24 protein-coding genes and 1 pseudogene are annotated in these 26,224 nt (G+C 58.3%); 11 read left to right on the forward strand and 14 right to left on the reverse strand.

Annotated features, from left to right (window positions below):
• Nucleotides 1–144 precede the first annotated feature (144 nt).
• The gene (locus GGD46_RS19950; RefSeq protein WP_184707092.1) at nt 145–1,506 is read right to left on the reverse strand and encodes a hypothetical protein; all 1,362 of its coding nucleotides are present in this window, start codon (nt 1,504–1,506) and stop codon (nt 145–147) included.
• Between the two features lie 1,028 nt (nt 1,507–2,534).
• Entirely contained in the window at nt 2,535–3,509 is a 975-nt protein-coding gene (locus tag GGD46_RS19955; RefSeq protein ID WP_313206317.1) for an NmrA/HSCARG family protein, read from the reverse strand.
• Between the two features lie 42 nt (nt 3,510–3,551).
• On the opposite strand from GGD46_RS19955, the gene GGD46_RS34260 reads away from it, so the two are divergent.
• The 6 genes from GGD46_RS34260 (at nt 3,552) to GGD46_RS19985 (ending at nt 9,713) form a co-directional block, all read left to right on the forward strand.
• Nucleotides 3,552–3,950, forward strand: a complete 399-nt coding sequence (locus tag GGD46_RS34260; RefSeq protein WP_184707373.1) for a helix-turn-helix domain-containing protein — start codon at nt 3,552–3,554, stop codon at nt 3,948–3,950.
• A 508-nt stretch (nt 3,951–4,458) separates the two neighbouring features.
• Nucleotides 4,459–5,460, forward strand: a complete 1,002-nt coding sequence (locus GGD46_RS19965) for a 3-oxoacyl-ACP synthase III family protein (protein WP_184707094.1) — start codon at nt 4,459–4,461, stop codon at nt 5,458–5,460.
• Between the two features lie 5 nt (nt 5,461–5,465).
• Nucleotides 5,466–6,449: an NAD(P)-dependent oxidoreductase gene (locus GGD46_RS19970; RefSeq protein ID WP_184707097.1), complete on the forward strand. Its 984-nt coding sequence runs from the start codon at nt 5,466–5,468 to the stop codon at nt 6,447–6,449.
• On the forward strand, nt 6,446–7,270 hold the full coding sequence (locus GGD46_RS19975) for an MBL fold metallo-hydrolase (RefSeq protein ID WP_184707099.1): 825 nt from the start codon (nt 6,446–6,448) through the stop codon (nt 7,268–7,270). Before GGD46_RS19970 ends, GGD46_RS19975 begins: the two co-directional genes overlap by 4 nt.
• A complete protein-coding gene (locus GGD46_RS19980; protein WP_184707101.1) occupies nt 7,267–8,565 on the forward strand; it encodes a F390 synthetase-related protein in 1,299 nt (432 codons plus the stop codon). The genes GGD46_RS19975 and GGD46_RS19980 overlap by 4 nt, the downstream gene beginning before the upstream one ends.
• Nucleotides 8,562–9,713 (forward strand): hypothetical protein, encoded by a 1,152-nt coding sequence (locus GGD46_RS19985; RefSeq protein WP_184707103.1) that lies wholly within the window; start codon nt 8,562–8,564, stop codon nt 9,711–9,713. Before GGD46_RS19980 ends, GGD46_RS19985 begins: the two co-directional genes overlap by 4 nt.
• A 10-nt stretch (nt 9,714–9,723) precedes the next feature.
• Here GGD46_RS19985 and GGD46_RS19990 read toward each other — a convergent pair whose 3' ends face one another.
• The 3 genes from GGD46_RS19990 to GGD46_RS20000 form a co-directional block, all read right to left on the reverse strand.
• The gene (locus GGD46_RS19990; RefSeq protein ID WP_184707104.1) at nt 9,724–10,716 is read right to left on the reverse strand and encodes a Rieske 2Fe-2S domain-containing protein; all 993 of its coding nucleotides are present in this window, start codon (nt 10,714–10,716) and stop codon (nt 9,724–9,726) included.
• Nucleotides 10,713–11,840, reverse strand: a complete 1,128-nt coding sequence (locus tag GGD46_RS19995) for a GNAT family N-acetyltransferase (protein WP_184707106.1) — start codon at nt 11,838–11,840, stop codon at nt 10,713–10,715. The genes GGD46_RS19990 and GGD46_RS19995 overlap by 4 nt, the downstream gene beginning before the upstream one ends.
• 252 nt (nt 11,841–12,092) lie before the next feature.
• On the reverse strand, nt 12,093–13,013 hold the full coding sequence (locus GGD46_RS20000; RefSeq protein ID WP_184707108.1) for a flagellin: 921 nt from the start codon (nt 13,011–13,013) through the stop codon (nt 12,093–12,095).
• 431 nt (nt 13,014–13,444) lie between these two features.
• Here GGD46_RS20000 and GGD46_RS20005 point away from each other — a divergent pair.
• A pseudogene (locus tag GGD46_RS20005) lies at nt 13,445–13,549 on the forward strand (IS6 family transposase); the annotation flags it as partial.
• Between the two features lie 111 nt (nt 13,550–13,660).
• Here GGD46_RS20005 and GGD46_RS20010 read toward each other — a convergent pair.
• The 3 genes from GGD46_RS20010 to GGD46_RS20020 form a co-directional block, all read right to left on the reverse strand.
• On the reverse strand, nt 13,661–14,674 hold the full coding sequence (locus GGD46_RS20010; RefSeq protein ID WP_184707110.1) for a glycosyltransferase: 1,014 nt from the start codon (nt 14,672–14,674) through the stop codon (nt 13,661–13,663).
• 44 nt (nt 14,675–14,718) lie between these two features.
• Entirely contained in the window at nt 14,719–15,498 is a 780-nt protein-coding gene (locus GGD46_RS20015) for an HAD family hydrolase (RefSeq protein ID WP_184707112.1), read from the reverse strand.
• A gap of 63 nt (nt 15,499–15,561) precedes the next feature.
• Complete coding sequence (locus GGD46_RS20020; protein ID WP_184707114.1) at nt 15,562–16,011, reverse strand: OsmC family protein; 450 nt, start codon at nt 16,009–16,011, stop codon at nt 15,562–15,564.
• Nucleotides 16,012–16,031: 20 nt separating this feature from the next.
• Between GGD46_RS20020 and GGD46_RS20025 the strand changes: the two genes are divergently transcribed.
• Nucleotides 16,032–16,721, forward strand: coding sequence for a GntR family transcriptional regulator (locus GGD46_RS20025; protein WP_210325652.1), 690 nt, complete (start codon nt 16,032–16,034; stop codon nt 16,719–16,721).
• Nucleotides 16,722–16,745: 24 nt separating this feature from the next.
• Here GGD46_RS20025 and GGD46_RS20030 read toward each other — a convergent pair whose 3' ends face one another.
• The 5 genes from GGD46_RS20030 to ytfQ all read right to left on the reverse strand — a co-directional run bounded on the left by GGD46_RS20030 (nt 16,746) and on the right by ytfQ (nt 22,113).
• A complete protein-coding gene (locus GGD46_RS20030) occupies nt 16,746–17,516 on the reverse strand; it encodes a FadR/GntR family transcriptional regulator (protein WP_184707116.1) in 771 nt (256 codons plus the stop codon).
• On the reverse strand, nt 17,509–18,477 hold the full coding sequence (yjfF, locus tag GGD46_RS20035) for a galactofuranose ABC transporter, permease protein YjfF (RefSeq protein ID WP_184707118.1): 969 nt from the start codon (nt 18,475–18,477) through the stop codon (nt 17,509–17,511). The genes GGD46_RS20030 and yjfF overlap by 8 nt, the downstream gene beginning before the upstream one ends.
• Nucleotides 18,474–19,502: an ABC transporter permease gene (locus tag GGD46_RS20040; RefSeq protein WP_184707120.1), complete on the reverse strand. Its 1,029-nt coding sequence runs from the start codon at nt 19,500–19,502 to the stop codon at nt 18,474–18,476. The genes yjfF and GGD46_RS20040 overlap by 4 nt, the downstream gene beginning before the upstream one ends.
• On the reverse strand, nt 19,499–21,022 hold the full coding sequence (gene ytfR / locus GGD46_RS20045; RefSeq protein ID WP_184707122.1) for a galactofuranose ABC transporter, ATP-binding protein YtfR: 1,524 nt from the start codon (nt 21,020–21,022) through the stop codon (nt 19,499–19,501). Before ytfR ends, GGD46_RS20040 begins: the two co-directional genes overlap by 4 nt.
• A gap of 128 nt (nt 21,023–21,150) precedes the next feature.
• Complete coding sequence (ytfQ, locus tag GGD46_RS20050; RefSeq protein WP_184707124.1) at nt 21,151–22,113, reverse strand: galactofuranose ABC transporter, galactofuranose-binding protein YtfQ; 963 nt, start codon at nt 22,111–22,113, stop codon at nt 21,151–21,153.
• 712 nt (nt 22,114–22,825) lie between these two features.
• Between ytfQ and GGD46_RS20055 the strand changes: the two genes are divergently transcribed.
• Complete coding sequence (locus tag GGD46_RS20055; RefSeq protein WP_184707377.1) at nt 22,826–23,446, forward strand: PadR family transcriptional regulator; 621 nt, start codon at nt 22,826–22,828, stop codon at nt 23,444–23,446.
• A gap of 4 nt (nt 23,447–23,450) precedes the next feature.
• Nucleotides 23,451–24,749 (forward strand): NAD(P)/FAD-dependent oxidoreductase, encoded by a 1,299-nt coding sequence (locus GGD46_RS20060; protein WP_184707126.1) that lies wholly within the window; start codon nt 23,451–23,453, stop codon nt 24,747–24,749.
• Nucleotides 24,750–24,792: 43 nt separating this feature from the next.
• Here the strand turns inward: GGD46_RS20060 and GGD46_RS20065 are convergent, their stop codons facing one another.
• Entirely contained in the window at nt 24,793–25,257 is a 465-nt protein-coding gene (locus GGD46_RS20065; RefSeq protein WP_184707128.1) for a cupin domain-containing protein, read from the reverse strand.
• A gap of 156 nt (nt 25,258–25,413) precedes the next feature.
• Here GGD46_RS20065 and GGD46_RS20070 point away from each other — a divergent pair, with 156 nt between their 5' ends.
• Complete coding sequence (locus GGD46_RS20070; protein WP_184707130.1) at nt 25,414–26,130, forward strand: MgtC/SapB family protein; 717 nt, start codon at nt 25,414–25,416, stop codon at nt 26,128–26,130.
• The last annotated feature ends 94 nt before the right edge of the window (nt 26,131–26,224 follow it).

The following is a 26,224-nucleotide window of genomic DNA, read 5'->3' on the forward strand; positions in this document are numbered from 1 at the left end:
ATCGCCACACGCTACGACCAACTGGCAAACAGCTTCCTCGGCATGGTCCATCTGGCCACCGCCAGATACTGGCTCAAATTTGTCCACGCCGCCTAGCACGACGCCACAAAGCGGGCGCGGCTTTCAAAGGGCATCGGCCTCTATCTAGTTTATTATTCCGGCACGGTTCGACGCTTGGGGCCGGGAAGAGTTGAAATCATCCGGCTCTGGGGTTCCGTTGCCGCTTCGCCGCCATTGTCGTCCCTGCGCAAAACCGATCTCCAGCGCAGCGGCAAGCAGGCAAATCTTGATCGGCATGATGAGAACGCCATCACCCGGCGAACTCGGGCTACCGAAGAATAGCGTGATGGCCTGGGCAATCATCTGCCACAAAGGCAGATCATAAGGACCGATCAATCGGGATATGCCATACCAGGCCCATGCCGCCCCCCAATCCAGCACCCGATAAAGCAGAATGACGCTGAGCGTCAGTCCCACACCGGAATTCAGGGTCAGGCCAACCCCTTCGGCCAAGGCGCGATAGCGCTTTGCCGTTCCCGCGATGAAGTGCGAGATGAAGTCGCGTATCGCTTTCGGCAACGCCTCCCAGCGCGAAACGGCGCGCGCCATGCGACCTTCCGTCAGCGGTCGTTCTCCATTGATGTCATAGCCGTAGACCAAGGCAGCAAGAGTCAGCCAAACGACGGGATAGAGCGCGTATAGGAAGAGCCCGCGCATTTGCTTGGAAAGAGAAATCGAAGCGGCTTCCGCAGTTGGTGGAAAAGCGGTGGCCGCTGCGGCATCGCCAACCGGGTTGAGAAAGCCGAGGAAATGTCCGACCGTTTCTGGAAGCCTAGCAACCCAGGAGCGGATATCGCCCTCCCAGGTGGAAACAACGTAGAGACCGATAAATGCCCAGTTCGCCTCGCAAACCACAATGACGATCGCCCAGATTGGAGCCTTTGATCGCGTATGCATGAACTTTGCAAAGCGCCGAACTACCCAGGCAACTGCAACCGAAATCAGCAACCAGGCACTACTGCCGAATTTCAGCGGCGCATACCCCTCTCCCGCCAGCATCAGGTCGAGCGATAGTCGGGAATATTCTCTGACCGTATCACCCAGGAACCCCCAGGCTGCGTAGTAAGCGAAGAACGGCACGAGCGTCAGCGCAAGGATCGACGTAAAACCCGGCTCTGCGACCGTCTCGCCTGTTTCAGCTTCGGGTCGGGCGGCCGCGGCGCGCGAGGCAGCATCAAGTGCCGGTAATCCGGGCCGCACGGTTTCGAAAAGCCCGACGATGATCACCAGTTTGAGAAGCACGACAAGGGCCAGGGTCGACAAACCCGCCAATGCATTCAGCCGGCCGATCATGACGGCAAGTTCATTGAGAAGTGCGTTTCCGATCAGCCCAAGCAACCAGAGCGCCATCAGCTGCGGCCAGAAGCGCCATAGCAGTTGCAACGTCAGCGATGGCAGCCGAAACAGGGGCCGGATCAGCGGGCTGGCGTGAGAGAGAGCCGTCATAAAACTGATAGTAGCAATCGAACCGCCGATCGCCAAGTCAATCTGTGATCTGATCTACAGGTCGAGAGAAATGTCCTTTGGAACTCGTGCATCTACAGGTCGAATATTGGTCTGGTGCCGCCGAGGCCGATCACGGCAGACTGAAACCGCTGATCGACCGATGCGAGGATTCGGTACGCGGAGAGCGCAAACTCCGCGCCTTCCAGTGCTTTAACCCGCTATCCGGCTTTCCTACGATCAATGGCGCGAAATAGTGATCCCATTTTCAGGCCGAGTGAAGCACGCTTGAGTAGCTCTGCAGTTGATCCATAAGGCCACGGCAGGCGGCCCCCAGCTAAAGTCCCGCAGGCGCATATATCTCGCGCTCAGACCCAAGCCTTGGCTTTCGACCATAACTGACAACTCCCTCGCGCGTGTAGCGGATCGAGCTCACTGTGCTTGGGATTATCGCCAGTTCTGACTCGGCCTCGCTGAGACTATGATCTGCTCAGCGAGGGAGCACACAGTCGGCGGGGCGGGTTTCCGGACAATCCGGCAATTCCAGGAGGCTCTCACCCCAGACCTGCCGCTTTGTCCTCATTCTCCGGCGCAAATGTCGCAGGCGATCAATCGCTGGAGCTTTTGCCCTGCCATCAGAGGTTAGTCTGATGGCAGGGCAGACCGCCGACGGGTGGCAGTGGTATCGGCGATCGGGGCGATCACCCACTAGCCGGATAAATCTGCGTTGAACACGGACCTTGGTCTGATGGAGAGTGAAGTTTTTCTCCAACGTGGCGTCTGAGGCCGGCAGAATCGCATATTTACTTACAAGTGCCGCAAAAGTGCCGGTTTCGCACATGAACGGTTCATCGACACCCCGCCGCATTGAGCCATAGCTCCAGAAATTTTCAGCGCTCGCTGGTCCAAATTGCGAGCAAATTCACTATGCCCTGCAGGATTTCAAGGTTGGCAACGCGATTTAGCGCAAGCACGATCGCTTACGGCTTGCAGGTTAGGAGATGCCAAAGCGTGCTTTCAGCTGCCCGAGACTAAAGCCGGGTAGACTGATCCGCCTCGCCATTTCTTCCGAACGCGGCATCGAGCGCCTTACGATCGAGGCCAGCAAGCCAGGACCTGAATGAGAGCAGTTCTGGATTAAGTTCACGCATGAGGTTCAGATCGACAGGCTCTGCGAGCGGTCCATTCTCCAAGCTCGACGCCATGTGTGCGAGGTCAGTGTTGGCTGCCAATACTTCATCTGGAAACCGTGCATAGGCGATAGGGCGGCCTGCGGCCTGCGTGAGAGCAGATTCGAGCTGATGTCCCGTAATCCGATCGCCAGCAATCCTTATTGTAGTCCCTGCGAAGCGCGATTTGTCTGAAAACAGTGCGGCAACAATTTTCCCGATGTCGTCTACCGCGATCAGCTGCATCGAATGATCCGGTCGGATCAGGGACGTCAGCCGGCCCTGGTCCAGACCGAAGCCGGGGCGAACGAGCATTTCCATGAAGATCGGCGGTCGCACAATGGTTGCCGTCAGCGGCAGTGTGCGGATATGCGCTTCAATACGAGGCTTGGCGTCGAAACGCGGAACCCCGGTTGGCTTGTCGCCGACGCTCGCCCCTGAGGAATAGATGAAGTGATCGACATTGCTCGCTACTGCCAAGTCAGCGATGGATGTTCCATACCGGACTTCGTCTTCCGCTGACAGATCGGATGGCAGGACGCTGAAGACGCCGTAGGCATCCTTCATTGCAGCGGCCAATATGTCCGTGTCGTCTAACGACCCGCGCACCAGTTCGACATCTTGTTCCCGCAGCGCCGCCGACACGGGATGGATGGGATCACGAACGAGAGCGCGAACATTCCAGCCCGCCTTTAGGAGTGCCTTGGCAACCGATCCGCCTTGCCGGCCCGTCGCCCCCAAAACCAGGATCGGACGTCTGTGATTTGTCATGGGATACCCTCGTTCAGAACAAGGGCTATCCATATATACGAATTGATTCGCATCGGAAGACAGCACATTTCGTAGCCTCAGGCACAAGGATGATACGCTTTGGAAGAAATGGTCGTTGCTACATCGGACGAACAGCCTGAGGGTGGACGCGGTTTCAGGCCGTTGCCATCGAACGGTATTTGCGGACGGCTCGGGGACAAATGGACCGTTCAAGTTCTCTGGCATCTGTCGCGTGCGGGCGCAGAGAGGCTTCGGTTCTCCGCACTCAAGAAAGAAATTGACGGGATCACGCAACGCATGCTGACGCTGGCGCTGCGAAATCTGGAGCGAGATGGCCTTGTTGCCCGTTACTACTTCCCGGAGGTACCGCCACGAGTCGAATACGAACTGACCGATATGGGGTCGGGAATGTTACGCGCCCTGGAGGGTATCAATTCCTGGCTCATGGAAAATTTGTCCAGGATTGAAGAAAATCGGCGCGTCTACGATGATGCCGAGCAACGATAAAATGATTTCGGCGTGCGCGGCGAGAGCTTGAGGGTTGATCTCCCATGGGGTGACCTGCGCTTTTTAAGCATATTCGCATAGGCCGCCCTATCCGACCATGTGAAGGTCCTCGCAGCTATCTACCGTGCCACCAGAGTCGTGTTGATACACAGCTGGTCACAACAAGAGAAGCAATCGTCTCACCCAAACCAGACCGCAAAACCAGGTTCGGAGCAGGCGAGCGACTCGGTGAAAACCGCAATAACGCCCTAGACAAATCAATGGGATGCACTTCGTAGTCCCATAAGCGACCACCGAACGCCGCGTCGCCCCTCGGGGTTGCCCCATCCCATTTCATCTGATTGACCAATGTTTCTCGGTTTTGACAAGCAGGCAGCATGGGTATCGTCGCTCAGCAAGTTCAGGTCCTCAATCCCTGCGGCAGTTGTGGACGCGGTGAAAATTGGGCGTTTTGGCTGCACAGATGTGATACAGCAACGAAACCTGATTGCTGACACCGAGGAGATGGATGCCCTCCACATTTCGAGGAATGAAGATCGTTGGCTCCGGGTGCGCCGTACCGGAAGCGCGATTGCTGTCGACAGAGATCGACGCCCGTCTTGGACAGGCTCCAGGCTGGACCGAACAGCATGTCGGGATCGCATCACGCCACGTCTGTCAGACTGAAGACCAGATCGACCTCGGTGAATTGGCGGCTAAGCGAGCGCTGGCAGCTGCCAGCTATGCGGCGAGCGATGTCGACCTCTTGATTTTCGCGGCCGCCGTTCCCTATCAGTCCATCCCTGCAACCGCGCCGTTGTTGCAGAGACGGCTTGGCATCCCGGATGGGGCCTGTGCCGCCTTCGACGTCAACTCGACCTGTCTCAGCTTTCTAACGGCAAGCGACATCGCGGCCTCATTCCTTGCCGGCGGCAGCTATAAGTGCTGCCTGGTCGTCTCCTCGGAAATAGCCTCCCGTGGCCTGCCATGGCAGACGGATCCGCTTGTTGCCGCCCTTTTCGGGGATGGGGCCGCAGCCGCCCTGTTCGCTCCGGGAGACGGGCCTGCTGGTATTCTTGCCGCTCGCATGGAAACCTATCCATCCGGCTATGAAGACTGTGCGTTGGGCGCAGGCGGGACGCGCTATGATTTTCACAAGGATCCCGAGGCCTTCGCGCGCCATGCTGTGTTTGAGATGGATGGGCGCGCGCTCTTCCGCCATACGATTTCCTATTTCGAGAAATTTCTCGAACGTCTGCTTGCTGCGGCCGGATGGCGACGCGACGACGTCGATCTTGTCATTCCGCACCAGGCAAGTCCCATCGCCCTGGCGCATCTGGCCGATCGATGTGGCTTCGGTGAGCAGCGCATTGTCAATATCATGCGTGACCACGGCAACCAGATCGCAGCCTCCATACCGACGGCCCTCGATATCGCTCGCTCATCGGGCCGGCTGACCGACGGCATGAAGATGCTCATGCTGGGCACCTCGGCAGGACTGTCGTTCGGCGGCCTTGCCATGATCGTTTGATTTCCATGCGGGTGATCGTCAGCGGCGCAACGGGATTTCTGGGAGGCAGGCTTTGCACGCTGTTGCGGGAGCTTGGCCATGACGTGGTCGGCCTTGGCCGAAATACCGACACGGGTCGTGATCTCGAGACAGGTGGAACGCGGTTTGTCAGCGTCGATGTCAGTCAATCGCCGAGTGAATCCGTACTGAAAGAGCTCGGCAGTGCCGATATCTTCGTCCATGCGGCCGGGCTCTCGTCGGCCTGGGGTTTGAGAGAGGCTTTCCAGCAAGCAAATGTTGCGGGCACCCGCCATGCGATGGCGATGGCGCGGGCAGCAGGTGTACGTCGCTTCGTCTTCATCTCGTCGCCGAGCGTCACCTTCCGGTTTTGTGATCAGGCGGACCTGCGCGAGGACGCCCCGCTTCCCAAGCCCGTCAACGCCTATGCCTACAGCAAACAAATCGCCGAGAGCGATGTGCTTGCGGCGTCCGATCTCTCCCCGATCATCTTGCGGCCCCGCGCCATCTACGGACCTGGCGACGTAGCGCTGCTGCCAAGGCTAATCAGGGCGGTGGCAAAGGGTCCGCTGCCTTTGCTGCGCGGTGGCCGCGCGTCCACCAACCTCACCCATGTCGACGATGTCGCGCAGGCGATCCTCTGCGCGATAGAAGCCCCGCCACAAATCGCCGGGCGGATCTACAATATCGCTGGAGATGAAGCCCTGCCCTTGCGCCTCATCATCGAAAGTGTCGCAGCAAAGGCTGGAATTGCGGTTCGGTGGCAAACCGTCCCCTGGCCGTTGGCGCTGAGCGCGGCGCGCTTGGCGGAGGCGATGGCCCGGCTGCAGCGCGACAGGCCGGAGCCGGTCATTACCGCCTATGCTCTTGGCATTCTCGCTTTCACGCAGACGCTCGATATTTCGGCGGCGCGGCGGGAAATCGGCTTCCGGCCGCAGATCCGTTTTGCGGAAGGGCTGGCTCGAACCTTCGGCGGAGGTGCCGCGCGATGAGCGGTCCCTTGTTTATCAACAGTGCCGTCATACGCGCGCCCGAGCGCCTGGTGCTGCGTGGCGGACGATGGACCTTCATCGACATCGCGGTGCGCTACGGACTGTGGGGCCGTCCCCAGCTTGGAGCGGTGCTGATCGACACGGGATACACCAAACGCATCACCGAGGGCCGCGAGCGCTCCCTGGCCATGAAGCTCTATAACGCTGTTCTGAGACCGCGCCTTATCGAGGAGGCCTCCCCGATCGCCACTCTGCGAAGCCATGGGATCGGACCGGAGGATGTCACCTATATCGTCGTCACGCATTTTCATGCCGACCACATCGCCGCCCTTTGTGATTTTCCCAGAGCACGGTTCCTCGCAGATGGAGCGGCCTACGCGAGACTGTCCGCCATGACCTACCGGCAGCAACTACATAACGGTTTTTTTCCGGATTTGCTTCCCGCGGATTTTCGCAATCGGTTGATCTCTGTCGATAGCCGGCCATCGGTCGCCCTCCCCTATGATCTTGGGGACGGCTACGATCTCTTTGCGGATGGCTCTTGTCTTGCCGTGCCGCTGCCCGGTCATGCACTCGGCCATTTCGGATTGCTTTGGCCAAACATGTCGCCGGCATTGCTCTATGCGACCGATACGCAATGGCTGCTTCGCGCGGTTAACGAAGAGCGCGCTCCATCGGGGCCAGCGCGGCTGATCTACAGCGACCGCGATGCTGCGGCAAGGTCGATGGAGAAAGTCAGACGCTTCGCCGCGCAAGGCGGCCGGGTCATGCTTTGCCACGAACCATCCAATCCCACCGCCTTTGGCGGAGAGCGGTCATGAGGCTTGTCCGTCAGCCTTTTCCCATTCTGCGGCTGATCGCTTCATTTGTGCGCACGCGCCTGCTGGCGCGCCGTCTGAAGACGCGGGCCGACGTCGAAGCATGGCAACGACGACGCATCCGCAGCTGGCTGCGCCATACCGTGAGCTCGAAGGGCTACTATCGCGACCGAAACGTTGGCGAACTCGACGACTTGCCGATCGTCGACAAATCGATCGTGATGGCGACGTTCGAGCAGTTCAACAGCGCCGGAGTGTCAAGTGCCGAAGGCTGGCGGCTATTCAACAGCAACCAACAGCGAGACGGATATATTATCGGCGCCAGCACCGGAACCAGCGGCAATCGCGGACTGTTCGTCATCACCAATGCCGAACGATACGAATGGCTGGGCGTGATGCTCGGCAAGCTGCTCCCCGCCTTTCCCTTCGAGACGGCACGGATCGCGCTGATCCTGCCGCTGCACACGGCGCTTTATGATTCAGCCAATCGGACAAGGCGGCTCAATCTCGAATTTTTCGATCTGCGCCGGGGCGTGGCAGCAATCGCGCCGGAGATTGTCGGCTTTGCGCCGGACACCATCATTGCGCCGCCGAAAGTTCTGCGTTGGCTGGCCGAGCAGGACCACACATTGGCGCCGAAACGGCTCTTCAGCGCCGCCGAGGTTCTGGATCCCGTCGACAGAGAAGCCATCGAGAGACGCTACCGAACAAAGCTCGGTGAGATCTACATGGCGACTGAAGGTCTGCTTGCGACCAGCTGCGCCCACGGCACCTTGCATCTTGCCGAGGATGTCATGCATTTCGAATTGCAGCCCGTGCCGGATAGTGACCTCGTATCACCGGTCGTTTCCGACTTTACCCGCCGGACACAAGTGGTCGCCCGCTACCGGATGAACGACCTGTTGCGCATGCGGACAGGAGCCTGTTCCTGTGGCTCGCCCCTGCGTGCCGTGGCCGAAGTCATCGGCCGCTGCGATGACATTTTCGAACTTCCGCGGACGCCGGGTGCCAGGTCTGTTCTGGTCACGCCCGATGTGCTTCGCAACGCAATTCTGGACTCAGATCGAAGTATCACCGATTTCCGCCTTCTCCAGACCGGACCTGACGAGCTGCAGTTGATATTGCCGGATACGGTCTCGCCGAGCGCTGTCATTGCCGCAGAAATGGCGCTTGCGCGGCTCCTGCAGAAACTCGGCACCCAACCGCACATCTCGACTGAGAGACGGATCCTGTTACCGCCTGCCGTTAAGCTGCGCCGTGTGGAGCGGCGGTGGCATGCCTCAAGGAGCAGCGAATGAAGACCGTTCTGATTACCGGCGCACGTGCACCGGTTGCCCTGCACTGGGCGCGGCTTCTGCACATGGCGGGCAATCGCGTCATCCTTGCCGATAGCCATCGCTTTGCGATGGCGCGGGCGACGCGTTTCAAGGCCGCCTACGTCCGACTGCCCGAGCCTCGCAATGCGCTTCAGACCTATGCCAAGGCCGTTGAACGCGTCGTCAAAGACTATGATTGCGATCTCGTCCTTCCGACCTGCGAGGAAATCTTCTTTCTGGCGGCTGCTCGCGACGAAATTGGCGCCGTGATCCCGCTTGTCGCGCCGCCCCTTCAACTCCTCGCCCGCGTGCACGACAAATATAGCTTTGCCATGATGGCGGCAGGCTTCGGCGCAGATCCACCGAAGACAACGCTGCTGCGCAATTCGAGCGACCTTGACGCCTGTCGGAGAGCAAGCAAGGACCTTGTCTTCAAACCGGTCTGGTCGCGATTTGCAGAGCGCGTCTTGATCAGGCCCAGACCTGCTGAACTTGACCGAATTCTGCCCTCGCCAACCGATCCCTGGGTGGCACAGACCTTCCTGCCCGGGGAAGAGCTGTGTTGCTGGGCACTGGCAAGAGACGGAGAAATTCAGGCCTTGCAGGCCTACCGGCCGCTCTATAGGGCCGGGAAAGGTGCAAGCCTTGCCTTTGAACCTGTTAGCAACCCGCATATCCGTCGTTTCGTGGCCGGTTTCGTTGGCGCGAATGGCTGGACTGGCCAGATCTCCTTCGATTTCCGCCATGACGCCCAGGGCCGGTTGTCGGTTATCGAGTGTAATCCAAGAGCGACCAGCGGATTGCACTATTTCGGCGGTGCGGACGGTCTCGCAGAAGCCCTTGTTGCCGGTCATTCAGCAAATGCGTCGCTGACCGGAGCGATGACGCTGCCGCTCGCAATGCTTTGCTACGGTCTACCGGCGGCTATACGCGACCGGGCGCTCCGACGATGGTTCGGCGATTTCCGCAGCATGGGTGATATCGCAGCCTGGCCCGGCGATCGATCGATGCTGCGAGCGCAACTGCAGGCTCTGGCCGAAATAGTTTGCGTCGCAGCCCGCAGACGCACCGGGCTCAAAGCTGCAGCAACTGCCGATATCGAATGGAACGGCGAACCGCTCGGCAGATAGAAGATCCGCCTTAGAGTTCCATCACCAATATAGTCGGCTTTTCAGCAACCTCAGGCCTCTGGCCAGAGAGAATGGCATCGATATGCGGGCGCATGATGTCGAGCGGTCCAATCATCGGCCGGCGTTGACCAAACAGCCTGCGGTTCTTTTCAGCTGCGTGAAGAATATGCTGGTCCTGGCGTAGGGCGATGCGGAAGAACGGCTTGAACAAGAGCGCCTTCAGATAACCGAAGTTCCGCTGCCGCGGACCAGAAAGAATGCCAAAGCCGTGCACCATATCGTCGGTTTCCTGACGCAGGTGAAAGGTCGTCGCCAGGTTGATCGACTTTGCACCCCAGAATTCCAGCTCGGCGATGCCAGGATAACGGAAGCGACCGATGCTGATCGAGCGCTCGCCTTCAAGAAGCCGACTGACAAGCCCTTCCTGCTTCGGCTCGCCCACATAGCGCGCCTCCACCCAACCGTCGCCACCGGTCACGGTTACGGTCACCCGGTAACGTCTGGCGCTCAAACCCCGTAAAATCCCCCTATGCGTGAAATGGGTGTGCGTCGCGTCCAGAATGTTTTCAGCCACTTCGGCCAGCGACGACGTGACCCGGCTTTCGACCGTCATCGACACCGTATCGGCTGCAGCAAGCACAGTGGTATAAGGGATCGCATCGACGGCGTGTGCCGAAAAGAAGACCAGCCCGTCTTTCTCGCAAACGCCATAGGATGGCACAAGTGTCCGAGGGATCGCCCCGACCAGGCCCGGCATGGCCTTGCATGCCCCGGCACCATCGAACCGCCAACCGTGATAGGGACATTCGATTGCACCATCGACAACACGCCCATGCGACAGTGGCGCTGAGCGATGCGGGCAGATATCCGCCAGACAATGGAGCTTGCCATCCGCACGGAACAGGACAAATGCCCTGCCCCCCACCAATACCCGCAGGGGCTTATTGCGGACGGCCCTTGATTGGGCGATCGCGACCCATCCTTCGATTTTCTGATCGCTCAAAGCCTGTAGTTCCTCATGATCGGGATGCCTACCTTCTGCAGTATGGTCCGCACGATTGCCGCGGCACCACGGCTCTTCCATGACAAGTGTCGATTGTAAATTGCACTATACTCGATCGCGGGAACGCCGCCACGGTTCCGCTTGAATGAAGCCGCTCCAGCGCTCATGTTATATAGCAGCCGATGTTCCCTGGCGCGCTGCAACCCAATCGCCATCAGTCGACGATAGAGGCCAGCCTTCACGTCGATTGTTGTGTCGTAGCCGACCACCGGCGCCGACATGACGTCACCTCGGTCGAAGAAGCCGATGATGCCGTCGAGCTGCCCGTCGCGATTGCGGAGACCGTAAAACTGCAGGATGCCAGCCTCATACATCTGTTGCAGCCACAAGGCCGAGTATTGAGGATTCAGGCTGGTATATTTCTGGAGATAGAGCTTCGCGTAAAGCAGCTCGATACGCTGAAAATCCGCGGGCGCAATGTCTTGGTGCTCGACGACGGTGAGGTCGGACTGGATCAAAAGCGCCATGTCGCGCCTTTCATCGCGGTGGACCCGCACCTGCTCTTTGCGGCAGTCAAACAGGTAGACCTGCCGAGCTGGATAGAGCCCGTAACCGCAGGCGCGGAAGTCGGCAATTGTCGGCAGATCGCTGACGTCGTTCAACGAGCGCCAGACGATCGCCTTGCCCGGATGGGACGTGAGCAGCTCCTGTGTCACCTGCTGAATCTCGAGACAACCGAGAGCGCAACCGATGTTGGTTGCCATCAGCCAGTTGTTGGGCTGAACCTGATGATCGAACCCGGTCGCTTGCATCAAGGGCATCGCAAGCCTCAGAAAGCCGTTCAGTATTTGCATCGTGGCCGGGCTTTCGGCCAGATTGCGCAGCTCCTCGCGGGCATAGTCGATATAGGCGACGCTTGGACAGCAAAGATAGCAGGTTGGCGACCGTCGCCAATCGTTGATCGTGAGTGGCAAGAGCTGCGACCCGGCTCGAACCATCATCACTATCGTATCCAGATTGCCGATCAATTCCGATGCCGGATGAGCCTTGAATGCCCGCACCAGCTCTTCAGCCTGAAATGCCGTCGCGCGCGTAGAGATCATCGTCGTGGAAATAGCGGCCATGTCGGGACTGTGTCACTGTCTTACGCGATCAACAATCGCAAGAGGGCGGTATCGATTGAGAATGGCAACCTTGGCAGTAAGATCGAACCCCGAATCATGGCATGGCACACCCAGTGTGTATTCGCTCACTCTGTAGCATACCTGCCCTGGACCATCATCATGAGAGCCAAAAAGAAAACCGCGCCGTCAAAAGAGGGCGCGGTGAAATCTTTATTCTGCGTGTCACCCGGCGGCAGACGCCGAAGTTCCTCATCAGCCCTTGAACAGCGACAGGATCGACTGGCTCGAGGAGTTGGCGATCGAGAGGGACTGAACGGCGAGCTGCTGCTGCGTCTGCAGAGCGGACAGCTTGCTCGATTCCTGTTCCATGTTGGCATCGACCAGCTTGCCAACGCCCGACTGGATCGAGTCGGAGAGCGAAGAAGCGAAGCTCGTCTGCAGGTTGATGCGAGCCGAGATCGAGCCGAGGCGCGAGTTCATGCTGACGATGGAGTTCAGAGCGGTCTGAACCATGTTCAGGGCGCTGGAGATCTGGCCGGACGTCATCTTGCTGATGTCAAGGCTGAAGACCGAATACTGGGTGCCGCCAATGGACGTCTTGCTGCCGAGAATGCCCGATGCCGTGTCGATCGCACCGTTGTTCGCGCCGAACAGAACGTTACCGGTCGCGCCGGTGTCGAACTTATAGTTGGTCGAGCTGACCGAAACCGTGCCGTTGGTGCCGCGGATGAAGGAGGAGACGACCGAAGCCGAACCGCCGTTCTTCGCCATGACCCAGTTTTCGCCGTTGAACGAAGCCGACTGAGCAACGCTCTGCAGCTGCTGCTGCAGCTGGCCGATTTCTTCCTGGATGGACTTTTTGTCAACCGACGGTTCCATGGCGGTTGCAAGCTTGTTCTTGATCTGGCCGACGATGTCGACCGCGCTGGTAGCGGCCGTGGTAGCCGTATCGACCTTTGCGGCTCCGAGGCCGAGAGCGTCGGAAACAGCACCGATAGCGCCGTTGTCGGACTTCATGCTGGTGGCGATCGACCAGTAAGCAGCGTTGTCCGAAGCCTTGGCGATGCGCAGGCCGGACGAAACGTGGCTCTGCGTCTGCTGCAGACTGCCGCTGATGCCGCGCAGCGTCTGGAGAGCTGCCATTGCAGCGTTGTTGGTAAGAATGCTCGTCATTAAATTTCTGCCCCGTTTTTGGCAATTGTTAGAATAAGGGACATTCCGGACCTAGACCGGTAGCGGCATTCAGCATCATGCCTGTTAACCCAATCCGTTAAGGTTAACTCGCCGTTTCGATGGTCCTAAAAAATAGCAATATGGTTAAGGAAGACTAAACTCGACCCTCTTTGGAAGGCACATCCGAGAAAAATTCCCGGATCGGGAAGCACCTGAGTTGTCGAGTCTGGCAGCGGCTCGACCCGAATTTCGACTTGGCATTGATTCATTCAGTCACCAGGATGTCATTGAGGAACTTGCTATATCGACATCGAGGCAGGTCACGCGAAATGCAAAGCTGCTTGAGACCGCTCGCCGCAGCGGAGCAGCCGATATCATTGACCTATTTCAAGCCGGCAATTGAAATGTCCAGTTGGCGATCAGCATGATGGCAAGACCTGCCGCCGAAGCGGATTATCACCGACAAACTGCGCTTATACGGAGCGGCAAGGCGGGACGTGATGTCCGCTGTCGAACATCGATCGCACAACGGCCTGCCTTTTCCTCTACGTCCCAAAGTCCAACCGCAAACGCGCAAAAGAGGGCCGATCAGAGGTTCGCTGAAATGGCGACCGGGAACAGAACAGCCCATCGATGGCTGCGAATTCCTAGGGCCGCTCAGCGATAGAGCGCTTGTAAAGCGCGATCAGCCGCCTTGCGATTTCCGGCCATTCGCGCACCTTCAGCTCGGTGGCTCTAATCTCCGGCGCTGGGTCCGGAGGCAACGCGCCATCGATCAGCCGGGCGACGATGAGTGTTGCGCTTTCAGCGTCTTCTATCGGATAGGAGACCTGCTTCAACCAATCCGGCGTGGTCTCGCTATGAGTTGTCAGTAGCGTTACACCATGATCGAGACATGCGAGCGCCGAGCCACGCTTGTCTGTAACGCCGCCGGGAAAGGGCAAAAGTGCCATATCGGCTGCTGCGAGCTCTCGCGAGACGTTATTTGAGGGCAAGCTCAGTGCCAGGCGCACTCCAAGATCCCTCTCAGCGGCGCGGACCATTTCGACGATTTCGCTGTGACCATCCACGAGCGCCCCTATCATCACCGCTTCGATGTCGCGCCCCGCCGTCTTGAGGCGGCGCACGGTCTCAATGAAGACCTCTATTCCTTTATCCCGCGAAATTTGCCCGAAATAGACGATCCTGCGCGCAGCTCGACGCTCGAGCTGCACAGTATGTCTTGGGATGTTGTTACCGATCGGCATGACGACCAGCCGGCTTTTCGAAAAAGGAAACCAGCGAGCGAAGAGATCCCTTTCTTCTGAGCTGGAAAAGACGACAGCTTTCGACAATAGCGCATAGACCAGAAAGATCAGTTTCCGGGCAAGCGAGAAAAGCCGGAACTCATGCAGCGTCACGAATGAATATGAAAACAAAAGAGGTATGAGCGCCGGCCCAAACGACTTGCCCATTCCAAGCGATGGGTATTGCAGATGAAAAGCAGCGTTGCGGCCATGTCGCCGCCTGATGTCCATAAGCGTCGAGAGCGAGAAGTCGGCTGGATATTCAACAACGGCAGTAACGCCCGTTCCGGCGAACGCTGCCGCAAGTCGTGTCGTATAATCGGCCACACCGCACATGGAATCCCTCGGAGACGCGACAATAAAGACCACCTTCAAGGCATTCTCTCCGAAACTGGCATCCCTGCTATCGATTGCTTGGATCAGCCCCCATACAGACGCGGGCAATACACCAGCAAACTGATAAGATGTTGTAAATGCGCGGACTCTCTCGCCGAGCCAACAACTTTGTCAATGGCCTTGAGACAAGCTCTCTGATGCCAACGATCCTTGGGGCCATTGCCCAACGCGACGGAGCTGAAATCAAGGATCGAGCGGCAGGGACTATCAAAAGGAAAGGGCTGGGCCGCCTTTATTGCGACGACGTCGCAACCCGCTCTCATCCCGGCCTCGATCCCTGCCGGCGCATCTTCGAAGACCAGACACCGGCCGGGCGATACGCTCAGTCGCTCCGCGGCAAGAAGATACCCTTGGGGGTCGGGCTTCCCTCGAACAACATCCTGCGCAGTAATCAAGATCTCGGGAATGGGCAGGCCTGCCGCCGCCAGGCGCTTGACCGCGAGGCTACGGCCAGCGGAAGTCACAACCGCCCACTGGTCGTTCCCCAACTGGTCGACGAATTGCTGAGCACCGCAAACGGCGACGATGCCCTCATCGTCCGCCGCCTCAATTGCTTCGAGCTGCCGTGCCTCGTCGGCTGGATCCATGCCGGGAAGATCGAACTGACGGACAGTGTCTATCGTCCTGCGGCCATGGGAGACTGCCAGAATTTTCTGAAGATCCAGCCCATGTCGCCGAGCCCAGCCCGACCAGACGCGCTCAACGACGGCGCGTGAATCCACCAGTGTTCCATCCATGTCAAAGAGGACTGCGTCATAGTCGCGTTCAAAACACTGGATTCCGGGTTGCCGTTGGGGATTCATATGTGTCCTGCTTCCATTGTACCTGTAAACTTCGTCTGCCCTCCCGAACAAACCACGACGTATCTATGGGATCACCTCGATATGCGTCTTGACGGAGTTTGCGATGAAGCACTGCTCATGGGCCGAGTGATGGAGTTCCGCTTCCATTGCCGCGGCGGGCGCTTCGCCAGCATAGGTAATGGTTGGATTGAGCTCAACGCGGCTGACAACCAATTTTCCATCGACCTTCTCCATCACGCCAGTCGCCTTGTCGGTATAGCTCTCAACGACGATCCGCTTTGGCGCCGCAAGTGAGAGAAATGTTAACATGTGGCAGCTGGAGATCGCCGCGATATAGGCCTCTTCCGGATCGACGTTGGCTTCCACGGAATAAGGAATGGGCACGATATGCGGTGATGCCGACGCCGGCACGACGTGACCGCCGTCAAAGCGCCACGTGTGCGCCCGGCTGTAGCGTTTGTCGGTGAAGACGGCCCCTTCGCGCTCCCAATGCACCTCGACGGTCATTTTCATATTGCCTTCCCTCCTTGCGCATGGCGTGGATTCTGATATGTATACGCGTATACATAAAAACTCAGACAGGCAAGATGTCGATTAGCGAACAACTCAGATCGGAAATCCTTACGGGTGCATTGCCGCCGGGAACCTGGCTGTCTCAGACAGATCTGGCAGAGCGGTTTGAGGTGAGCCGCATACCCGTGCGAGACGCGCTCCAGCAACTCGCCTCAGAGAGATTGGTCGTTCTCATTCCCGGCAAAGGGGCTCAGGTCGTTCAACTTGACCAGAACGAACTTTCGCAGGTGTTTGATCTGAGAATACTGCTGGAATGCGATCTGCTGCGGCATGCCATGGCATCCGTCACCGAGGCCCATTACGGCGAGGTGAAGTACGCTCTTCAAAAGTCCGCTCTCGAAGCAGGCAGGCCGGGATGGGTTGAGGGCGACTGGCTCTTCCACTCGACGCTTTACGCGCCCGCAGGCCGTCAGCGTCAGCTTGCCATGATTGAGGAATTGCGTAGGAATTGCGTTATGTATTCGGCGCGCTACGACACGCTGATCGACGAAACGCCATCGTGGCTCGACGACCACGAAAGGATGGCCTGCGCCTATATTGAAAAACGAACCGACGATGCCGTTTCACTGCTCAAGCACCATATCGAAGGCGCAAGAAAGTATTTGCTTCGGCCACAGGTCCCTCCCTTGGACGCCATCTCGCAAACGTGATTGGAACGAGATTTGAGATGGATGTCAGGCATGCGCGAGGGCGGCGAAACCGCTGAGAACTTGCTGGCGCCCCTCGACGATCACAAACTCCATGGCTTTGTGCGCGGCGAGACCGTCCCGCGCCGCGATGGCATCGACGATCGCCATATGTGTGTCGGCAATATTGGCGAAGTCGTTGGTCGAGGCTGGCGCGCTCATGCGGAACATGCCGACCAACGCCGCCTCGATGAGCCCGCCGAGCGATCGCACGAACGGATTCTGCGAAGCTTCGGTGATGGCCAGATGGAAATGCAGGTCGGCCACGGCAAGACTGTCCGCGGAATGATGTGGGGCAGACATGGAGACTGCGAGCCGGCGCAGGAGATCGATGTCCTCGGAGCTGGCACGCTCCGCCACCAGGCTGGCCGCGAGCGGCTCGAATGCCATGCGTATGTCGTAGAGGTGAAGAAGAAACTCCTTGTTCACTCCGCTTTCGAAGTGCCAGTTAAGGACCTCATTATCGAACATGTTCCAGTAAATTCTATCTGTAACCCGAGTGCCCACGCGGGCGCGCGGCACGACCAGCCCTTTCGCTGCAAGCGTCTTCATACTCTCGCGAAGAACGGTGCGAGACACTTTGAAGCGCTCCAGAAGCTCATTATCACCCGGGAGGATGGTCCCGACCGGAAATGCGCCGGAGACGATGGCCTTGCCAAGGGCGTCAACAACGTGACCATGGCTCGTTCGCGACTTTCGCTCGGTTTTTCGGGTGCCAAGAAATCTGCTAGGCAAGCGCTCCGTCCTTCCCTCAGACATATTGTCGATTGAGGCGGGAGAGCAGCAGGAGGCCCTTCTGCATTACGATAAAGGCAAACAACAAGAAGCCGATCACTATTTTCGTCCACCAGCTGGAAAGCGTTCCATCGAAGGTGATGTAGGTTTGAATGAGACCCTGTATCAGAATGCCGATGAGTGTTCCTCCGACGAACCCCGCTCCTCCCGTCAGCAATGTTCCACCTATGACCACAGCGGCGATGGCATCGAGCTCGACGCCGACCGTGGCAAGCGAATATCCCGCTGACGTGTAGATGGAAAAAACTATTCCGGATAGACCGGCAAGAAAGCCGGACAAGGCATAGATCTTAATCGTCGTGCGGCCTACCGGCACGCCCATGAGCTCAGCCGTCTGTGCCCCACCTCCCAGCGCATAGACATTCGCACCGAAACGTGTGCGTTGCGCCAGAACAATGCCGCCGGCAAAGACGAGCAGCATAATGCCGCCAATCAATGTCAGTCGACCGCCGCCGGGCATCAGCCAATAGAGATCGTTGAGCTGCGTGTAGAAGTCATGCTCGATCGGAATGCTGTCGATTGACAGCACGAAGGCAATGCCCCGCGCCAGGAACATTCCGGCCAGCGTGACGATGAAGGGCGGCATGCTGAGATAATGGATGATCGCGCCCATGCCGGCACCGAAAATCGTAGTGATGACAAGGACGAGGACAAAGGCGACCAGGGGATGGATCGTCGTGTCGCGAAGGACGACCGCCAGGAAAATACCGGTAAAAGCGATGATCGAGCCGATCGACAGATCGATGCCTCCTGAGATGATCACGAACGTCATGCCGACAGCTGCAATTCCCAAAAAGGCGTTGTCGGTCAATAAGTTGCCGGCGACCCGGGTCGACAGCATGTTCGGATACTGCGTTACGCAGCCGGCATAGGCGAGAATGAAGATGAGGATCGTCGCAAGGAGCGGAAGATATTTCGAATTCACTTTACCTGCTCCTTTTGCACCATCTGCCCCTCATTGCGGCGGCGCCAGAAGAACGCGGTCGCGGACTGCATGGCAGGCGACTGGATGACCAGAATGATAATGACGATGATCGCCTTGATCACCAGGTTGAACTCCGGCGGAAAGCCCGAGAGCAGGATGCCTGTATTGACCGATTGAATGATCATTGCTCCGATCAGCGAACCGACAATGCTGAAGCGCCCGCCCAGCAGCGAATTGCCGCCAACGACCACGGCAAGGATTGCATCCAGCTCAAGCCACAAACCGGCATTATTGGCGTCCGCGCCCTTGATATCAGCGGTTACGATGATACCGGCGATCGAAGCGCAAAGGCCGCTCAACACGTAAACAGCCATCAGCAGTACCGGAGTCCGAATGCCGGACAGCGTACTTGCCCGCCGATTAATGCCGATGGCTTCGACAAGCACGCCAAGAGCCGTGCGGCGAACGAGCAGGATGACAATAAGTGCCACGATCAGCCAGATCACCACCGGCATGGGCAGTGCCGCGAAGGAACCACTGCCAAGAAAGATGAGCGCGTCATTGTTGAAAGTGAGGATCGTACCTTCGGTGATCAATTGCGCTATGCCGCGGCCGGCAACCATCAGCACCAGCGTCGCGATGATCGGCTGGATATCGAGGGCTGCGACGAGCAGACCATTCCACAATCCGCACGCTAGGCCGATACCGATTGTCAACAACAGGGTATAGGTAAGCGAATAGCCGGCAACGCTTGAAGATGCGGCTACCGCACCACAGATCGCAATGACTGCGCCGACAGAGAGGTCGATCCCTTTGGTGGCGATGACCAAGGTCATGCCGATGGATAGAAGCGCCACAGGCGCACCGCGCCGGAGCACGTCGATCAAGCTTCCGTAGAGCCTGCCATTTTGAATTTCAAGATGGAAGAACTGCGGAAACATGACGAAGTTCAGCAGTAGAATCGCCGCAAGCGCAATGAGCTGCGGCATCAAGCGAAGCAGGGAAGCTTTGATTTGCGGATTCATGCGTCTTCCCTCGTCTTCTCAGCCGTGGCAATGGCCTCGACGATGTTTCCAGCGGTCACGTCGCTTCCAGTCAGCTCGGCAATGTGCTCGCGATCCCGAAGGACGATGACGCGGGAACTATAGGCGACGAGTTCTTCAAGTTCAGACGAAATCACCACGAGAGACATTCCCTGCCGGCAGAGATCTTCGATCAGGCGAATGATTTCCGCATGGGCACCGACATCAATGCCGCGGGTCGGCTCATCCAGAATAAGAAATCTCGGATTGGTCGCCAGCCAACGCGCGAGGATCGCTTTCTGCTGGTTGCCGCCGGACAGAAGCCGGATGGGCTTTTCGCGGTCGGTCGTGCGTATATCCAGTGCCTTGATGTAGTGATCGGCAATCGCGTTTTGCTCGCTGCGGGCCAAAGGCCTTGCCCAGCCCCGCCGCGCCTGCAATGCCATGATGATGTTCTCGCGAATGGAAAGATCACCGATGATACCATCAGTCTTACGATCTTCCGGACAGAAGCCGAAGCCATTCCTGATGGCGGCGCGCGGGTTGGAAAACGTCACTGCATTGTCATCGATTCTTGCTTCACCGCTATCGGCACGCTCAACGCCGAAGAGCACTTCGGCGGTTTCGGTTCGCCCCGATCCGAGCAGACCGGCTATGCCGACGACCTCACCAACACGCACCTCCATATCGAAAGGCTTGATCTTGCCGCGCTTGCCAAAGTTGGTGAAGCGATACCTTACCGGGCCATTTTCCGTCTCGGTCTGCCTGGCCGCACTTTCAGTCTCCGCAAGCTCGCGTCCGAGCATCATGGCGATCAGCGTTTGACGTGGAAGATCCTCCGCGTCACGTGTTCCAACCAGGCGGCCGTTGCGCAGAACAGTGATACGGTCGCAGATTTCGTAAACCTGCTCAAGAAAATGCGTGATGAAAACAATTCCTAGGCCGCGCTGCTTCAATCGCCTGACGATGCCGAACAGCATTTCGACTTCGTGCGTATCAAGGCTTGCGGTGGGCTCGTCAAGGATCAGAACCTTGCCGGAGAGATCGACTGCTCGAGCGATCGCGATCACCTGTTGGATCGCAACTGAGAAGCGATCGAGCTGACGGCTGACATCGATATCGATCCCGTATTGCGCCAGAAGTTCTCTCGCCATGCTATTCATGATGCGGCTGCTGACCATGCCGAACCGCCGAGGCTGGCGCCCCAGGAAGAGGTTTTCCGCCACGCTCAGATTGGGTAGAAGGTTGACCTCCTGATAGACGGTCCCGATCCCGAGTTTTTGCGCCGCCAGTGTGTCGTGCGGATCGATCTCGGCTCCGCCAAGAACAAGCGAGCCTGCATCACGCCGGTAGGCACCGGTCATGCATTTTATCAAGGTCGATTTTCCGGCGCCGTTTTCGCCAAGCAGCGCGTGAACTTCGCCGCGCAGCAATGTGAAATCGACATGGTCGAGAGCGGTCGAGCCGGGGAAATATTTACAAATGCCTGTCGCTGTCAGAAGTCGCTCGACGTCGTGAGCCATGAAGCACTGATGTCCTTGCATTGAGCCAGTGGGCGAAAGCGATAGCCGGCGCTTCCGTCGAGGCGCCGGCATCTTTCATGAGGATCGCACCGGCGGCATGGCCAACCCGCTGCGATCGCGCTTTCGCCTCAGTAACCGAGGTCCTTCTTTTGCTCGTAGACCTTCTGCGGATCATCCGCCTGGGTGTAGAGCTTGGATTCGGTCTGGATCCACTTCTGTGGCTCCTTCTTGGTCTTCAGATAGGCATCGAGCGCATCGAAAGCGGGACCGGCCATGTTCGGGGTCAGTTCCACGGTTGCATTCGCCTCGCCGGCGGCCATCGCCTTGAAGAGATCCGGAACGGAATCGACCGATACGGTCAGAATGTCCTTGCCCGGCTTCAAGCCGGCTTCCTTGATCGCCTGGATGGCGCCGACGGCCATGTCGTCGTTATGGGCATAGAGCGCGCAGATGCTCTTGCCGCCATTCTCGGCCTTCAAGAAGCTTTCCATGACTTCCTTGCCCTTGGCGCGCGTGAAGTCGCCAGTCTGGCTGCGGACGATCTTCAGGTTGTCGTGGCCCTTGAGCGCCTCTTCAAAACCCTTCTTGCGGGCGATGGCCGGCGAAGAGCCGGTCGTACCCTGCAGCTCGACAATATTGCACTTCTTGTCGCCGACCGCTTTCACCAGCCAGTCGCCGGCAACCTTGCCTTCGTGGATCTGATCAGACGTGACAGCCGTCAGATAGAGATCCTTCGGCGCGTTGATCGTGCGATCAAGCAGGATAACAGGGATTTTGGCTTCTTTGGCCTCTTTCAAGACGGCATCCCAACCGGTTTCCACGACCGGTGCGAGCAGGATGGCGTCAACGCCCTGAGCGATGAACGAACGGATCGCCTTGATCTGGTTTTCCTGTTTCTGCTGCGCGTCTGCGAATTTCAGATCGATGCCGCGCTTCTTGGCCTCCTGCTTGGTCAAAGTGGTTTCGGCCGCACGCCAACCGGATTCCGAACCGATTTGCGAGAAACCGACGACCAGATTTTTGGCCGATGCAGATGTGAACATGCAGGCAGCAAGGATCGTAGCGCTGATCAGTGCAGTCTTCAATTTCATGATGTCCTCCAAAGGGCCATCTCCAAGGCCCACGGTCAAAACATCATATAGTAATACTTTTGTAAACCGACATTCGACGATGCAGTGCAGCAAAAATGAAAGCCCTGGGACGACCTGCCGCTATTGAGACAACTGGAGGTGGCTGAGAACCCCTCCCGGGGGGCCGTTGCAGCCTCGTTATGCAACCTCGAACAGGAAGTTGCGATGGCTGCGGGCATGATGCAGATGGTGATCACTCGCGTTTCTTTCCGCAGATAGCCGGTCCCGTGGAGCTCAGGACGGACAAGCAGCATGTCCTCGTGCATCTGCTCTCACCGATCATCGGAGTAAGCTCACATGCTGTGCAGGGGCGAGAAACCAAGCAGGTCGCTTTAAGACAGGCAGCGCTGGCCATCTCGGTGCACCTCGAAAACGCAAGGCCCGTTCCTGCTTGATGCTCCTGCTCAATTTGAAGAGTCGGTGGCCCCTATCCTTCACAAGCAGGCGATTTGTGCGCTCACATGGAAAGACGCAAGTTGATGCGCTTGCGCTGCGGCTCGTCGCTTTTTCCGGCCGGACGCCCCCCGAGATATGGCGGCAAATCCGAATTCGAAAATCGCCGGAAGCGCATGCCCATCAGCTTTGGCATCGATCATAGTCCTTGTTCACCAACGCCGAGAGTGGTCTCATTTTGAGGTTGATTAGTCATAATATAACTAGTATTAATCTTACTATGAAAACTCCTAAACGCTCTCCCATCGCCCTTGCCGTACTGGCCATGCTCTTTGAGGCACCCATGCATCCCTATCGAATGCAGCTCCTCATCAAGGAGCGCGGCAAGGACGAGGTCATCAACGTCTCGCAGCGCGCCAGCCTTTACCAGACGATCCAGCGGCTCGATCGGGATGGCCTGATCCTGGCGCGCCAGACCGCCCGTGCCGACAAGAGACCCGAACGCACCGTCTACGAGATCACCGAAAGAGGTAGGGAGATCGTGATCGCATGGATGCGCGAGATCCTCTCGAAGCCGGCGATGGAATATCCTGAATTTCCGGCAGCTATTTCTTTCCTGCCGCTCCTCTCTCCCGAAGACGTCCTGCAGCAACTCGAACGTAGGGCAAAGGCGATCGAGGTGGAGCTCCAACGGACAGCGGAACTTTTGGAGCAGGCGGCCGCAGTGCCGCGGCTATTCCTGCTGGAGTCGGAATATCTGCGATCGGTGCAGGCCGCGGAACTTGCCTGGGTGAAGGCCGTTGCCGAGGATCTCCGCGCCGGGCGCCTCACGTGGAGCGAGGCGTGGCTTCGGCAGATTGCCGCTGAATTCTCGTCTGAACAAAAAAAGGACCTCGAGTGATCCCATGCGCGTTCTGATTATCGGCGCCGGAACCGGCGGACTGGCCTTGGCTCAAGCGCTGAAACAAGCGCATATCGACGTTTCCGTGTTTGAGCGCGATCTTGTGCCGAACGCTGATACCGGCGGCTACCGCGTCGGTATCAGTCCGGCTGGAAGTCGTGCACTCAAGGCCTGTGTTCCGCCAGATCTATATGATCTGTTCGCGGCTACTTGTGCCCGGGCGCCGACCAATTTCAGCATGCTCACCGAGCGTTTCCAAGAAGTTCTATGCCTCGAACTGGATGGTCACGCGACCGACGCAATGGATGGCGAGAAAAACGTCATCCGCAAGACGCTGCGGCGCGTTCTGCTCATGGGGCTCGAAGATCGGGTCTCCTTCGGCAAGCGCTTTGAGAGCTTTAAACATAATCCGGATGGAACGGTAACCGCTTGCTTCGAGGATGGGAGCCGCGCGACTGGCGATGTCCTCGTCGGTGCCGATGGATCGGGCTCGGCTGTTCGCAAACAGCGCCTGCCACAAGCCCGGTTGGAAGACACGGGGATCGTTGCCATTGGCGGCAAGCTTCCGATGACCGCCGAGAGCAAGGCGCTGCTTTCACAGAAGATGTTCCACGGCATGTCGATGATCATGGCGCCGAGGGGCTTCGGCGCCATCATTCATTCGCTCGAATTTTCGCAAAACCGATCCAGTCGGGACTTCGCCGCACGCTGGCCGAATTTTCTCGAATTTCTCGATGTCGACAGCATCAGCTGGGCCCTTTGGGGCGCTCGCCAGAATTTTCTTAAAGATCCCGCACCCTTGAGCGGAGTGGAACTGCAACGGCTCGGCTTGGAGCTGACCCGAAATTGGCATCCGCATATGCGCGCGCTCATACAGATGACCGACCCCATGGCGCTAACCTCTCTCTCCATGAGAACGTCGGTCCCGCTATCGCCTTGGGACAGCTCGAACGTCACTCTGCTTGGCGATGCGGTCCATACCATGACGCCCGGGCGCGGTGCGGGCGCCAATACGGCGCTTCGTGATGCCGCCCTCCTCGGCAAGTCACTTATCGCAGCCAGTCTAGGGCAGAAACCACTTCTCCAGGCCATTCACGCCTATGAAGTCGAGATGCTTCGCTACAGCGCCGAGGCGGTCAGAGAATCGAAGAAGCAGATGAGCGCATCCGACATGATCCATCGGCCGGCTGCAGGAAGGCTGCAACTTACCTTCATGCGGGGTGCAATGCGCGTCATCAACGTCGTCCCCATGCTGAGGCAGCGCGTGCTACGGAAAATCATGATGGTTCGCGGCGAGAATTGATGGGCGCTACCGTTCCGCATCGTTTGACGTCAAAGTCGCGCCTTCAGCCATCATAAGGGTTCGGGACCGGCTGACCCGCTGCGTTGCGGAACTCATTGATCCCGGCAGCATCATCGATGATGAGCTTAAGGTCAGCCTCGGGATAAGTGCAGACATCCTTTCCCGATCGCGTGCCAATGACAAGAAGGCGTAGCGGTGCGTGGGAGCGGTTCTCGAAACTATGCGACAGGGCAAGGCCGGCGGGATAGGCGCAGACGGCTCCGGGGCCGAGGACATGCGCCTCGCCGCCCTCCAGAAGCACCGCCTCGCCTTCGAGCACCTGAATCAACTCGTCCTCGGATGAATGCCAATGTGGGATCGAGCTCCGGGAGCCAGGCGGAATCACGACGATCCAGGCACCGAACTGGGTGAGCCCGCCGGCATCGGAGAGCGGAATGCACTGCGAGGGGCCACAAGGAGCACTGCCATTGTCGATCAGTGGCAAGTCAGAAAGATGGTATTTCGGCATCTCGAACGGGCCTCCGACGCGGTGCGATCAGAACTTTATAGCCCAGCGCGAATCCGGGGTGAACCACCAGGCAAGTCAATCGCTGTCATCTTTCCGTTGCCTGGAGCATGCTATTGCCATCGGAATATCCGGCTAAGAATTCTTGGGGCTCTTTTCATGCAGTTCGTGCGCACGTTCGAGCTTTATCCGTTTCTCGACACCACGATCAGTCTTGCCGCTGCCTTTCTCCTCGGCACGCTGATAGGAGCTGAGCGTCAATACCGCCAGCGCACGGCGGGCCTGCGCACAAATGTGCTTGTGGCAGTCGGTGCTGCCGCCTTTGTCGATCTGGCGCAACGTATAGCTGGAACCACCGAAGCCGTACGCGTCATCTCCTATGTCGTTTCGGGAATTGGCTTTCTCGGCGCCGGCGTGATCATGAAGGAGGGTATGAATGTCCGGGGCCTCAATACTGCGGCGACCTTGTGGTGCTCGGCGGCCGTGGGCGCGTGCGCCGGAACGGATATGATTGCCGAGGCTGCGTTGTTGACGGTCTTCGTGCTTGCCGGAAACACACTGCTGCGCCCCTTGGTCAATGTCATCAACCGTATCCCGATCAATGAACAGGCCGCCGAGGCAACCTATGAAGTCAAGGTGATGACCAGTCGCGAGGCAATGCCGGAGATGCGAGATCTTCTGATCGAACGTCTGGAAGAAGCCGATTATCCGGTTGGTGATGTTGAAGTCACCGATCGAGGCGCAGACAGTGTCGAGATCATCGCCACCCTTGTCAGCACCGCGGTCGATCCTGAGGAGATCGACGCTGTCACGTCCTACATGGAAGACCAGCGGGATATTGCCAGCGCAACCTGGGAAGGAAGCACCAAGGATTGAAGGCCACTTCGGCAACGGTAGTGATCAATGCGGCTGTAGCGGCGGCGCGGGGGCTAGCGCGAAAGGCCTTGCTGGAATGATGGCCGTCTCGCCC

Origin of the sequence: Martinezella lusitana, from assembly GCF_014207095.1 — a bacterium.
In the GTDB taxonomy this organism is placed as follows: domain Bacteria; phylum Pseudomonadota; class Alphaproteobacteria; order Rhizobiales; family Rhizobiaceae; genus Rhizobium; species Rhizobium lusitanum_B.